The sequence below is a fragment of the Roseibium sp. HPY-6 genome, assembly GCF_040530035.1.
Lineage (GTDB): Bacteria > Pseudomonadota > Alphaproteobacteria > Rhizobiales > Stappiaceae > Roseibium.
Genome location: NZ_JBEWCD010000002.1, coordinates 2,518,971 through 2,531,809 on the forward strand (window position 1 = coordinate 2,518,971; position 12,839 = coordinate 2,531,809).

Sequence of the window (12,839 nt, forward strand, 5' to 3'; positions counted from 1 at the left end):
ATTTCCATATACTTGTTTTTGCGTGTGTTTCTGTATTCATGGCGGCCTGGGTTGCAACCGGGCCCGATCGTGCGGTGCAACTCGCTCGTCCCATGGTAGAAGATGCTGTCGAGTTGAAAAATCTGGCGACCGGGGCTTACAGGGAAGTGCGTGACTTCCGCTGGAAGGCGGCATCGGACGAGTTTGTCACACTCTATGTGACCGCGATGCGGATGCCGTCTCTGGTGTTCGAACGTCTGGCGGATCGCCTCGACAAATTCAATGATGATCTGCAGAAGCGGTCACAGTCTCAACCGGCTCAAACACCCGAGAACGATGAGCGCACGGTCGCCGTGCGCCATCATGCGGCGGCAAGTGCAAGGGCAATGCCCTGACCGACTCCAATACACATTGTGGCAAGTGCAAGCCTGCCAGCGCGCTTGTTCAGTTCCAGCGCGGCACTGCCGACAATTCGGGCACCGGACATGCCTAGCGGATGACCAAGCGCGATGGCGCCGCCATTCGGGTTGAGTGTTTCGCTGTCTTCCGGCAGTCCGAGGTCGCGCATGACGGCGATTGCCTGAGCGGCGAACGCCTCGTTCAATTCGATGATGTCAAACTCCGACAATGCCAGTCCCTGCCGCGCGCACAACTTGCGTGTTGCCGGCGCCGGGCCGATCCCCATGATGCGGGGCGGCACACCCGCAGTTGCACCGCCGACAACCCGCGCCAGCGGATTCAATCCATATTTTTTGACGGCCGCTTCGGAGGCCAGCAACAGTGCTGCAGCACCATCATTGACCCCGGAGGCATTGCCAGCGGTCACACTTCCATGTTCGCGGAAAGGTGTTTTCAGAGCCGCCAGTGTTTCCATGCTTGTGTCCGCGCGGGGGTGCTCATCGGTGTCGACCAGGATCGGGTCGCCTCTTCGTTGCTGGATCATTACCGGAACGATTTCCTCTGCCAGGCGGCCGTTTTTTCGTGCAGCCTCTGCCTTTTGCTGGCTCCGCAGCGCGAAAGCATCCTGGTCAGCACGGGAAATCGAAAAATCTTCGGCGACGTTTTCAGCGGTTTCCGGCATTGAATCGACGCCATATTGCCGTTTCAGAAGGGGATTGATGAATCGCCAGCCGATCGTCGTATCGTAGATTTCTGCTTTTCTTGAAAACGACGTGTCAGCCTTGGGCATGACGAAAGGCGCTCTCGACATGCTTTCCACACCACCCGCGATCGCAAGATCCATTTCACCGGACTTGATTGCACGTGCTGCGGACATCACCGCGTCCATGCCTGAGCCGCACAACCTGTTGAGGGTAAGACCAGGTACGGTTTCCGGGAGACCGGCGAGAAGCGAAGACATGCGCGCCACATTTCGGTTGTCCTCGCCAGCCTGATTGGCACAGCCGAAAAACACGTCGTCGAGCTGCGACCAGTCAACATCCTGATTTCGTTCGATCAGTGCTTCAAGCGGGATTGCTCCAAGATCGTCCGTTCGAACGCCGGAGAGCCGGCCGCCATAGCGGCCTATTGGAGTGCGCACATAATCGCAGACAAATACATGATGCATGGACGGTTCCCCGGTAGCGCCACTTCGGCAGTCCCTAGGTCTTGTCCGGTTTTACCTGCAAATGCAACAAGGCGTGTGCGGCGGGTCGCTTCACGTTCCGTCCTGGTGGCGCTGAATATCATCCTCGGCAAGATAGGTTCCGGATTGGATCTCGATCATGCGCACAGGGATCTTGCCAGGATTGTGCAAGGTGTGTCGCGCGCCCAATGGGACGTAAGCCGACTGGTTTTCCGTCAAAAGGCTCTTCTGACCGTCAATGGTGATTTCGACGGTACCGGACACCACGACCCAGTGTTCCGTGCGATGCAGGTGGCTTTGCAGGCTTAGTTGCTTGCCGGGCTTGATCATCATGGACTGAACCGCGAACCGGTCTCCTGCACTTATTCTTTCCGTGTAACCCCAGGGTTTGTAGGCGCGGGTGTGGCGGTCGACCTCGTTCCGGCCTTCCTCCTTGAGCTCCTCGACAACGCGCTTGACGTCCTGCGCGCTGTCTTTGTGAGCCACCAGAACACTGTCGCTCGTTGCAATCACCATCACATCTTCCAGTCCGATGACAGAAACGAGACTTTGTTGCGAATAGGCAAGACAATTCCGGCTGTCCAGGAAACGGGTGTCGCCCAGACCAGTATTGCCCTCTTCATCCTTGTCGAGAACGGTCCAGATTGCCGACCATGACCCCAGGTCGTCCCACTCGGGCGCCACTGGCGCACAATAGACATTGTCTGCCTTTTCCATGATCGCGTAGTCGATGGAGATATTGTCGAGCTTCTCAAAAGCGTCCTGGTCCAGCCGTGTAAAATCGAGGTCACTATGACGGGTTCGCATCACGGCGACCACGTCTTCATAAAGCTTGGGCTGGTGTTTTTGAAAGGCGTCGATCATGGTCCTGGCGGCATAAAGAAAAATGCCAGCGTTCCAGACATAACTGCCGTCTTGAAGAAAATCCTTGGCTTTCGCGTAGTCTGGCTTCTCGACAAACTCTTCGACGGCACGCACCGGCGCATCGCCCGCTGCCACCTTGATATAGCCGTAGCCGGTATTTGGCTCCGTGGGGGTGATGCCGAAAGTGACGATTGATCCCTCGCGGGCGGTTTTTTCAGCCGCGTGGACCTTCTGGAGAAAGACATCTTCTTTGCGGATGAGATGATCGGAAGGGAGCAACAGAACCAATGCGTCCGGATCGGTTTCTTCGGCGATGATCGCTGCGATCAATGCCGGCGGAGCGGTGTTGCGACCAATGGGTTCCAGCAGGATCGTATTCGCTGCAATGCCCAGATCCGACAATTGTTCACCCATCTGGAAGCGGTGCGTATTGCTGCCGATCACTATCGGAGCGGCAAACCCTTCGGTGTTGACCCGCTTACAGGTTTTCTGAAAGAGGCTTTCACCATCGAACAACGGCAGGAATTGCTTTGGTCTGTCCTTGCGGGAAAGGGGCCAAAGCCGTGAGCCGACACCGCCGGAAAGAATGCAGGGAAAGATCATGAGGATGGTCCTGAATGCAAGCGAGATCCCTATCGCTGTATATACGTCAAACAAGTTGAATTGATTAACGGTATCCGTTCAAGTCCGGCCTGAGCTCAGAATTGACGCAGTTCCGTGATCCATTTCACAAGCAGCGGGCTTTTGTTGCGTGTTACCTGCAGATCTGTCATGACGCGGGTAAAGACAGTTCGCTCCGTCGGGTGTCGTGGAAGTGGTATCGAGCGTTTAAGCGGGCAATGTCGCTTGAAACGACTATATATCGCCCATACCGGTTCTTGTTGTGGCTTTCCTGAAGGCGCTCGCTATCAGTCTTGTCCGCGACAAGAGACTCGTGAGAAGGATAAGGGCCGGATCACAACAACGGGACCTCGATCCGGAGCAAAAATACCAGGAGACAGTCAGTGACCGCTCACGCTCATCCCGAACTGACGAAAAATCAGTCGCTCGTCTTCGGATCCTTGTCGGATGCAGACGGTCCGCTGACGGCCTACGCTATTCTCGATCTGCTTCGCGAAAACGGCTTTAGGGCACCCCTTCAGGTCTATCGTGCCCTCGACAAGCTCGTTGAGTACGGGATGGTTCACCGGTTGGAAAGCCTCAATGCGTTCGTTGCATGTGCGCATAGCGGGTGTACAGACCACGGAACGGCGGCGTTCGCAATTTGCGAGAAATGCGGTCAAGTGAGCGAATTTGCTCCGGACGAAGTGATGCGCTTGTTGAAAGACTGGACGAAAGCTCAGGAATTCAGTCTTTCCAGGACGACGATTGAATTGCGAGGTACCTGCAGGAATTGCAGCAGCCTGGCGCCGTGAAACGCACGGTCCGTGGGGCAACCGCGATAAGTCCCACATATGGTGGACATCCGGACAATCCAGATTTCGTTTTGAGCTGTCGGCTTATCCTTGTTGCAGGCATCTCGTCTGCCTCTTATGGTCCGCTGGCGGCCCGGGCTAAGCTATTATTCCCGGGCCGGTTTTGGGCAGACTGAGGGAGAGCGGCATGTCGTTGCTGATTGCCGGAATTATCTTGTTTTTTGGAATGCATGTCGTGCCGATGCTCCCTGCAGTGCGCAGCGGTTTGAGCGAGCGACTGGGCGAGAACGCCTACAAGGGACTGTTCGCGCTCGTTTCTGCCGTGGGCCTCGGGTTGTTGATCTACGGTTATGGCGCTGCACGCGCAGACGGCCCGCCGCTCGTCTACGATCCGCCGATCTGGCTGCACCATGTGACAATGCTGCTTATGGTGCCGGTTTTCATCTTTCTGGTTGCGGCCTATGTCCCGAGCAAAATCAAAAGAGCTCTGAAACATCCGATGCTTGTTGCCGTCAAGCTCTGGGCGTTGTCGCATTTGCTCACAAACGGTGACCTTGCTTCGGTGCTGTTGTTTGGAAGTTTCTTTCTCTGGGCCGTTGCCGATCGCATATCGGTCAAGAAACGCGGACCCGGCGCAGGGCAGGGCCCGGCAGTCGGCGAGCCTGGAAAGTACTCCGATGTCATAGTGATTCTCATCGGATTGGCGCTTTACGGGTTGTTTGTCTGGAAACTCCACGTCCTTCTTATCGGCGTGCCGGTAGGTTAGAGCGGAAGTCGCGCTAAAATCGTCCGGGATTTTGTCGATTTGGAACGGATTGCCCCACTTGCGCCATGAAGGGGGGCTTAAAGCCCCTTCAGGGAATTGCCCAAGAAGGATCAAATGGATAATGTGCGCCACTCAAAACGGGGTGGTGGTCCGGTTCTGTGAAGACCCGGCAAGACGAATGCAGGAAAAAGACACGCATGTCTGACATTTTTCGTGAAGTCGATGAAGACATTCGCCAGGAGAAATATCGTCGGCTTTGGAGCAAGTTTGGTCTGTGGATTATCGCCTTTGCGGTTTTGATCGTTATTGGAACAATCGGGTACCGCACCTGGCTTTACTGGCAGGAAGTCCAGTCCCAGGAAGCCGGCGACACTTTTTTTGACGCGGTTCAACTGTCCGAAAACCAGCAATACCAGGAAGCGGCCGAGCTTTACGGCGAACTGGAAGGCGCAGTCGGCGGGTATCCCGCACTGGCGAAGCTGCGCATGGCGACGGATCTGGCAAACTCGGGTCAGTCGCAAGAAGCGCTCGCCGCGTTTGATCAGCTTTCCCGCGACAGCAGCCTGATGGAAGCCATGCGCAACGTGGCAAGTTTGCGGGCGGGCTATATTGCGGTTGATTTTGAAGATTATTCCGCTGTTGCAGACCGTGTGGAGTCGTTGACGGGCGATACCGGACCCTTCAGGGCGGCAGCTCGTGAGCTGCTTGCTCTAAGCGCTTGGAAAAATGGTGATTACGAAACGGCTCGAACCTGGATATCCGCACTTGAAAATGACCCGGAAACGCCGGGTGACGTGTCTAACCGCGCGTCTCTTTTGCGTGATGTGATCCGCGCCAGCGGCGGTGACAGCGAGACAGCCGGCGAGGGAAACGATCAGTGATTTTTGCGGCAGGTTTTCGCAGCAGGAACACCCTGCTTGGTGTCTTTGCAATTTCGCTCGCGCTGACGGGCTGCGGATCGGTGAGCGAATTTGGTGAATCGGTGAATCCGTTTTCCAGGGAAAAGATTTTGCCTGGCGAGCGTCAGCCTGTGTTCGATGGCGCTGATCCGGCGGCGAGGGCGCTTGGCCAGACCGCCAAGGTTGGGCCCGCAACAGGTGGACAGAGCTGGACGACCAGTGGTGGTGGACTTTCCAACGATCCCGGTAATGTCGCGGTTTCTGTCTCCGGAACGACATCCTGGCGGTCGAATGTGGGAACGTCCGGGCGCGGCCTGACATCATCGGCGTTGCGATTGTCTGCCAGGCCGGTGAGCGACGGCAGCAAGATCTATGTTTATAAACCCAACGGTGAAGTGGTGGCCTTGTCAACCGCCGGTGGACGCGTCTGGACGCAGAACCTGCGTCCTGAAGGCGAACGGGATGTTGGCCCGGGTGGCGGTGTGACCGTTGCCAACGGTGTTGTTTATGCCGCGACAAGCTACAGACAGTTGATTGCGATGGACGCCGGTTCAGGGCAGGTGCTTTGGACCGCAGATCTCGACACGCCGGCGCGTGGCGCACCCGTTGCCGGAGGCGGTCAGGTATTCGTTGTGTCGCAGTCAAACGAGGTTTACGCCCTGTCGCAGGCTGACGGCACCGTCACGTGGACATACGCCGGCATTGAAGAAACCGCCGGACTGTTGTCCGTAGCCAATCCGGCGATCTCGGGCAATCGCGTCATCGTTCCGTTCTCTTCTGGTGAGATCATGGCAATCGACATGAAATCGGGCGAGGCTGAATGGATTGACAGCGTGTCTCGTGGATTCCGTACGCTCGCGCTTTCAGGTCTGGCGGATGTGTCCGCGAGCCCGGTCGTGTCGGGGAACATGGTGTACGCGACGGGGGTTGCCGGCAGAACCGTTGCCGTGGAAGCGCGCACCGGTCTGCGTCGTTGGGAACAGGATCTCGGTAGTGTTCACACGCCCGTTGTCTCTGGAAGTGCCCTGTTCATGGTGGATCTTGATGATCGCATGGTGGCACTTGATCTGAAGAGCGGTGACACGCTATGGGCTACATCGCTTCCAAGGCCCGAAAAGAAAAAGCGTCGCCGGAATTGGGCCGGACCAATCCTGGCTAACGGTGCGCTTGTGGCGTTTTCGAGCGACGGACAAATCGCAATTGTCGACGCAACCAGCGGAAACATCATGACGACGCAGCGCACAAATGCGGACGTCTATGTAACGCCGATTGTTGCCGGTGGCCGGGTGATCGTTCTGAGCGGAAAAGACGGGGTCACCGCGTTCAACTAGGCTGGAGGCGGTCCGGTCGCAAAGACCGTTCCCGCCCTGCCATGCGCTGAAGAGCATATGTAGCTTCCTGCGCCGAGACCGGCGTGGAGAGGTTTTAGCGGATTTCGGGGTTGGGACCTTTGTGAAGCCCGCGTGTCAGGAGTAACTGCCGTGGGCGCAACTGTCGCCATTATCGGACGGCCGAATGTCGGCAAGTCCACGTTGTTCAATCGTCTCGTCGGCAAACGGCTGGCACTTGTTGACGATACGCCTGGTGTCACAAGGGACAGGCGGCCGGGTGAGGCCCGCTTGGGTGACTTGCGGTTCACGATTGTCGATACGGCCGGACTTGAAGATGCGGACAAGAACTCTCTGGAAGGCAGAATGCGCCGCCAGACGGAGGAAGCGATTGACACCGCCGATGCTGTCCTCTTCCTGATTGACGCACGTGCCGGCGTTACGCCTCTTGATGCGCATTTCGCCGAAGTCGCACGCAAGACGACGCGGCCGGTTATCCTGCTCGCGAACAAAGCCGAAGGTCGTGCGGGCGAAAGCGGTCTATATGAGTCCTATTCACTGGGCCTTGGTGATCCCATCGCGATTTCCGCCGAACACGGCGAAGGGCTTTCCGACCTCTATGACGCTTTGAAACCGCATGTTGACAGGGTTTCGGAAGAGGAAGAGGCAAAACGGGACGAAGCCATCACAAATGTCGACGTCGACGAAGACGGCGAACTGATCGATGAAGAGGATCCCGCGGGAACAATAGAAAGGCCCTTGCGGGTCGCAATCGTTGGCAGGCCCAACGCCGGCAAATCGACGCTGATCAACAAGATGTTGGGCGAAGACCGCATGTTGACGGGACCGGAAGCAGGCATTACACGCGACTCGATTTCCGTCGACTGGATCTGGCGCGAGCGTCACATCAAGCTTTTCGACACGGCAGGGATCCGCAGGAAGGCGCGCGTTCAGGAGAAGCTCGAAAAGCTGTCCGTCGCCGACGCTCTGCGGGCGATCAAGTTTGCCGAAGTGGTTGTCGTGACGCTCGACGCCACAATGTCGTTCGAAAAACAGGACCTGCAGATCATCGACCTTGTCGCCCGCGAAGGCAGAGCGCTGGTCATTGCGATCAATAAATGGGACCTGATCGAGGACCGGGAAGCTGCCTGGAAAAAGATCCGTGACGCCAATGAACGCTATTTCAACCAGATCAGGGGCGTTCAGATCGTGACTTTGTCCGGAATACAAGGCCAGGGCATAAATCGTCTGGTCGAAAGCGTGTTCAAGGCCTATGAAGCGTGGAACGCACACGTATCGACGGCAAAACTGAACCGTTGGCTGGACCGGGTGACAGCTAATCATCCGCCACCTGCCGTTTCCGGTCGCCGTGTGAGGCTGCGCTACATGACCCAGCCAAAAACGCGGCCACCGCATTTTGTCGTGTTCTGTTCCCGGCCGGAACAATTGCCGGAAAGCTATTCGCGATATCTGGTGAACTCCCTGCGCGAAGCGTTCGACATCGAAGGCACACCAATTCGTCTGGCCTATAGAAAGGGGGACAACCCTTATGCCCCCAGGAAAAAGCGAAAAATACAATAGTCCTGGAGACCACAAGCCGGCCGATCGGCGTTTGGTTCAATCGAGCACAGCAACTGCTCAGTCTGGTTTTGAAGGAGTGATTTGATGATTTCCGAACGGCTTGCTTTTGCCGAAAGACTTGCAATCAAGGCTGGTGAACTTGGTCTGGACTATTTTCGGAAGCTCGACACGCTGACGATCACCCAGAAAGGACACCAGGACCTTGTTTCAGAAGCTGACAGGAACGTCGAAACGCTTATCCGAAAGGAACTCGCGGCAACTTATCCCGATGACAGCATACTAGGCGAAGAACACGGGATGGAGGAAGGGTCTTCCGGCTATGCCTGGGTGACCGATCCGATTGACGGAACGGCGAATTTTGTCACCGGCATCCCGCAATGGTGCGTCATCATTGCCTGTGTCCATCAGGGTCAGGTGATCGTTGGCGTGATCCACGATCCGGTTGCAGGTGAAACCTTCACAGCCGGAGCCGGTCAGGGAGCACTTCTCAACGGCAAACCCATAAGGGTCTCCACCAGCGAAAGCCTTGCCACCGGTTCCGTTGGTGTTGGCTTTAATGGCCGGACGGCGATCACGGACGCCGTAAATGTCGTCGGCGCGCTGGTGTCCAAGGGTGGTGTATTTTTCAGGAATGCCTCCGGTGGACTTATGCTCGCATATGTGGCGTCCGGTCGGCTGATCGGCTATGTGGAATCGCACATGAATGCGTGGGACTGCGTCGCCGGAATGCTGCTGATCAAGGAGGCTGGCGGCATCGTTATGGATCAGGACGTCAATCACGCGCTTTACCACGGCGCACGTGTTGTCGTTGGAGCGCCGGGCGTTTTCGCCGACCTCAAGGAAATCGCCGACAGTTCTTTTGCACCGCTGGAAGCCGCGGAGTAAGGGCAGGTCAAACGTGCTGGTCGACGAGCACAGGATTTCCGTCAGGATCGATCAGCACGAAACTCGCCGGCCCGGTCGAGGTTTCATCGGCCTCCGCCTCGAATTTGTGCCCCTTTGCCTTGAGCTCTTTCTGTAACTCCCTGACATCTTGATACTTTTCAATCTTGTTTGCACTTTGATCCCATCCGGGATTGAACGTCAGCATGTTCTTTTCAAACATGCCCTGAAAGAGACCGATGACGGTTTCGCCGTTCTTCATGATGAGCCAGCCGTCGTCGCCGGACCCGCCCATGTCCGAGAATCCCAGATCTTCATAGAACGCCTTGGACTTCTTGATGTCCTTGACTGAAAGACTGATGGAAAATGCTCCGAGTTGCATTGCGTTTCTCCCTGAGGTTGGGTGGCACGACCATGCTTTCAAATGCCTGCCGTCGACACAAGTCCCGCGCGGAAGAGGGAGTGGAAGGGCAGGGTGTTTTGGCTGCCTCCGGCGCTTGAAAGCTCTGTCGGCTTTCGCATCAAGGGTAAATTCGCATGAAGATCCTGTGCGAATGACGGTTCTTTGAAAAATATCCGATCCACACATTGAAGGGCGCCGGGCTATTCCGGCGAACTTTGATGTATTGATTGGAGACTGTCATGAATTTGGATAGAGCATACGAAACAGAAAACGAGCGCTTCGAAGACGCCGAAGATGGTGCGTTCGATTTCGATTTTGAAGAGCTGGATGGCGATACCGGCCTTGCGACCGACAAGGCTCATAGCGGCTGGAGCGACCTTGCAATGCTTGGCCCCGAGGTTCAGGCCACCCAGGGTTCGGATCTTGAACTGAGCATGGCCTTGATGGGCATTTCGGAAGCAGCACCGGACCGTATGTCCGATAGCTTCGCCCGGTTTGAACATTCTGCATTGGCACATGTGGAGACCATCAGCATGAATTGGGAGGAAATCTAAGACAGATTTCTTCCGGGGTCCGGGAACAGGTTTCTTGACCAGAATCCCACGCGGAACCGGCAGTGCTGTGGACAGGGCGCCATTCAACCAGGAAACATGGCCAGGCAGGGGCCATCCTGGGTGAAGAAGTCAAAAGGCTTTGTTGTCGGGATCGATTGAACAGAAGCAAACTTCCGGGCTGCTTGAAGGCGAACCCGGCAGGTATTTTTCAAAACCCGCTATAGGGTTCACACAGAAGTCCATTCCCCACTGACGCGATCAAAGAGCTCACCCGTCCGGTAGACGTCGGCGTTCACCAGCTCAACAAGCTCATCGGCAATCTCTGCCGGATGCGGCAGGTTCTCAGGGGTTTCACCTGGCATCGCCTTTGCGCGCAGACCCGTGCGTGTTGGCCCGGGATCCGCCAGATTGATCTTCATTGCTGTTTGAAGGCTCTCGTTCGCCCAGGTTTTTACCATGGCTTCGACAGCGGATTTGCTGATCGATTGAAGCCCCCAGAATGCAGTTCGGGTCTGGGCTTGCACGGCGGTCAGAAAGAGCGCGCGTCCTGCATCAGACTGCCGCAACAGCGGATCCAGCGACCGGATCAGGCGCCAGTTCGCAGTCACATTGACAGCCATGACCTTTTCAAAGTCCTTGGGGCTGATATGACCGAGCGGAGATAGAACGCCGAGCATGCCGGCATTGCCCACGAGAATGTCGAGTTTCTTCCAGCGCTCGAAAATGGCCGCGCCGAGCCGGTCGAGCGCGTCGAAATCCGTCAGGTCGACGGGAACGAGCGTCGTCTGGCCGCCAGCAGCCTTGATCTCGTCATCAAGGTCTTCAAGACCGCCCACGGTGCGTGCCACGGCAATCACGTGCGCACCGCGTTCACCAAGGCGCCTTGCCAGATGATAGCCTATGCCGCGAGAGGCGCCGGTAACCAGCGCAACCCGGCCTTCAAGGTCGTTTGTCATAGAGTTTCTCTTAGCCGACCTCAACGAGGCGCGGCGCGCTGACAAATTCCTGGTCCTCGGAGAGGTCCGTCAGGGGAGTGGGGTAGTCACCGGTGAAACAGTGATCGGTAAATTGCGGTGCTGCATCGTCCCGCCCATCATAACCCATGGACTTGTAGATGCCGTCCACTGAAAGGAATGCCAGGCTGTCCGCACCGATATAGCTTTGCATTTCCTCAAGGCTGTATTTTGCCGCCAGAAGCTTTTCGCGAACCGGCGTATCGATTCCGTAATAGTCGGAATAACGGATCGGCGGGCTCGCAAGCCGGAAATGCACTTCCTTGGCACCGGCTTCGCGGATCATCTGGACGATTTTCACAGACGTCGTGCCGCGAACAAGACTGTCATCGACAAGAACGACGCGCTTGCCTTCGATCTGTGACCGGTTGGCGGAATGTTTCATTTTCACCCCGAGCGCACGGATCTGCTGTGTAGGTTCGATGAATGTCCGGCCGACATAGTGATTGCGGATGATGCCGAGTTCAAACGGAATGCCGCTTTCCTGGCTGTAGCCGATGGCCGCCGGCACGCCGCTGTCGGGGACCGGAACAATGACATCGGCTTCGACACTTGTTTCACGCGCGAGCTGCTTGCCCATTTCCCGGCGCACGTCATAAACGCTGCGCCCGCCGACGATGGAATCCGGGCGTGAGAAATAGATGTATTCGAAGATGCAGGGGCGCGCTTTTTGTTTGCCGAAGGGGAAATATGACTGGATGCCCGTGGAGGTGCAGACGATCACTTCGCCGTTCTCGACTTCGCGGATGAATTTTGCACCGATGATATCAAGTGCACAGGTTTCCGAGGCAAGGATCGGCGCGCCGTTCAGATCACCGAGAACCAGCGGGCGGATCCCGAGCGGGTCGCGGGCTCCGATGAGCTTTTTGGAGGTGAGGGCGACTAGGGAATAAGCGCCTTCCATCTGCATGATCGCTTCGATGAAGCGCTCAATGATCTTCCCCTTCCGGGAGCGGGCCACCAGCTGCAGCACCACTTCGGAGTCGGACGTCGACTGGCAGATCGCGCCGTCACGGATCAGTTGTTGGCGAAGCGTGAGTGCATTTGTGAAGTTGCCGTTGTGACAAACCGCGATGCCGCCACCATCAAGCTCTGCGAAGAGCGGTTGCACGTTCCGCAGAATTGTTTCACCCGTTGTCGAATAGCGCACATGCCCGATGGCAGCGCGGCCGGTGAGGCGGCCGATCGTGTCGGCATCGGAAAAATGGTCGCCGACAAGCCCGAGATGACGTTCCGCCCGGAATTGCTCATTATCGAAGGTGACGATACCGGCTGCTTCCTGACCACGGTGCTGAAGGGCGTGAAGGCCCAGAGCGGTCAGAGCGCTGGCATCCTCGTGTCCGAGAATTCCAAAAACGCCGCATTCTTCGCGAAGCGTGTCGCCATCAACGTCAAGATGCTCGTGCACTTCCGTTCCGCCAGCCATGGCGAACACTCCTTTTTTCGGTCGGCAAGCCGCCGGACCGGGACATTGGTTTGCCCTGCTTTCGCGCGAAAGCAGCATTGTCATCCAGCACGCGGCAAGCGAACGCGGGATATATTCGTTTCGCAGTCTGCGCCGTTTTCGGCG

Annotated in this window: 13 protein-coding genes; 8 read left to right on the plus strand and 5 right to left on the minus strand. The window is 56.9% G+C overall.

Annotation, left to right across the window (positions count from 1 at the left end):
• Positions 1-38: 38 nt before the first annotated feature.
• Positions 39-374, plus strand: a complete 336-nt coding sequence (locus ABVF61_RS22670; protein WP_353995795.1) for a hypothetical protein — start codon at positions 39-41, stop codon at positions 372-374.
• Here ABVF61_RS22670 and pcaF read toward each other — a convergent pair.
• Both pcaF and ABVF61_RS22680 read right to left on the minus strand, forming a co-directional pair.
• Entirely contained in the window at positions 341-1,546 is a 1,206-nt protein-coding gene (gene pcaF, locus ABVF61_RS22675; protein ID WP_353995796.1) for a 3-oxoadipyl-CoA thiolase, read from the minus strand. The two genes, ABVF61_RS22670 and pcaF, sit on opposite strands and share 34 nt — an antisense overlap.
• Before the next feature lie 90 nt (positions 1,547-1,636).
• Positions 1,637-3,031: a mannose-1-phosphate guanylyltransferase/mannose-6-phosphate isomerase gene (locus ABVF61_RS22680; protein WP_353995797.1), complete on the minus strand. Its 1,395-nt coding sequence runs from the start codon at positions 3,029-3,031 to the stop codon at positions 1,637-1,639.
• A gap of 401 nt (positions 3,032-3,432) precedes the next feature.
• Between ABVF61_RS22680 and ABVF61_RS22685 the strand changes: the two genes are divergently transcribed.
• The 6 genes from ABVF61_RS22685 to ABVF61_RS22710 all read left to right on the plus strand — a co-directional run bounded on the left by ABVF61_RS22685 (position 3,433) and on the right by ABVF61_RS22710 (position 9,302).
• Positions 3,433-3,843, plus strand: a complete 411-nt coding sequence (locus ABVF61_RS22685) for a Fur family transcriptional regulator (RefSeq protein ID WP_353995798.1) — start codon at positions 3,433-3,435, stop codon at positions 3,841-3,843.
• A gap of 187 nt (positions 3,844-4,030) precedes the next feature.
• Complete coding sequence (locus ABVF61_RS22690; protein WP_353995799.1) at positions 4,031-4,609, plus strand: NnrU family protein; 579 nt, start codon at positions 4,031-4,033, stop codon at positions 4,607-4,609.
• Positions 4,610-4,806: 197 nt separating this feature from the next.
• Positions 4,807-5,490 (plus strand): tetratricopeptide repeat protein, encoded by a 684-nt coding sequence (locus ABVF61_RS22695; protein WP_353995800.1) that lies wholly within the window; start codon positions 4,807-4,809, stop codon positions 5,488-5,490.
• Positions 5,487-6,839 carry an outer membrane protein assembly factor BamB family protein gene (locus ABVF61_RS22700; protein WP_353995801.1) on the plus strand — a complete coding sequence of 451 codons (1,353 nt, stop codon included), beginning with the start codon at positions 5,487-5,489 and terminating at the stop codon, positions 6,837-6,839. The genes ABVF61_RS22695 and ABVF61_RS22700 overlap by 4 nt, the downstream gene beginning before the upstream one ends.
• Positions 6,840-6,989: 150 nt before the next feature.
• On the plus strand, positions 6,990-8,417 hold the full coding sequence (der, locus tag ABVF61_RS22705) for a ribosome biogenesis GTPase Der (protein ID WP_353995802.1): 1,428 nt from the start codon (positions 6,990-6,992) through the stop codon (positions 8,415-8,417).
• 84 nt (positions 8,418-8,501) lie between these two features.
• Complete coding sequence (locus ABVF61_RS22710) at positions 8,502-9,302, plus strand: inositol monophosphatase family protein (RefSeq protein ID WP_353995803.1); 801 nt, start codon at positions 8,502-8,504, stop codon at positions 9,300-9,302.
• A 7-nt stretch (positions 9,303-9,309) separates the two neighbouring features.
• Here the strand turns inward: ABVF61_RS22710 and ABVF61_RS22715 are convergent, their stop codons facing one another.
• The gene (locus ABVF61_RS22715; RefSeq protein ID WP_353995804.1) at positions 9,310-9,681 is read right to left on the minus strand and encodes a VOC family protein; all 372 of its coding nucleotides are present in this window, start codon (positions 9,679-9,681) and stop codon (positions 9,310-9,312) included.
• 260 nt (positions 9,682-9,941) lie between these two features.
• On the opposite strand from ABVF61_RS22715, the gene ABVF61_RS22720 reads away from it, so the two are divergent.
• Entirely contained in the window at positions 9,942-10,256 is a 315-nt protein-coding gene (locus ABVF61_RS22720) for a hypothetical protein (RefSeq protein ID WP_353995805.1), read from the plus strand.
• Between the two features lie 227 nt (positions 10,257-10,483).
• Here ABVF61_RS22720 and ABVF61_RS22725 read toward each other — a convergent pair whose 3' ends face one another.
• Together ABVF61_RS22725 and purF are read right to left on the minus strand one after the other, a co-directional pair.
• Positions 10,484-11,212: an SDR family NAD(P)-dependent oxidoreductase gene (locus ABVF61_RS22725; protein ID WP_353995806.1), complete on the minus strand. Its 729-nt coding sequence runs from the start codon at positions 11,210-11,212 to the stop codon at positions 10,484-10,486.
• Positions 11,213-11,222: 10 nt separating this feature from the next.
• Positions 11,223-12,695 carry an amidophosphoribosyltransferase gene (purF, locus tag ABVF61_RS22730; protein WP_353995807.1) on the minus strand — a complete coding sequence of 491 codons (1,473 nt, stop codon included), beginning with the start codon at positions 12,693-12,695 and terminating at the stop codon, positions 11,223-11,225.
• Between the last annotated feature and the right edge of the window lie 144 nt (positions 12,696-12,839).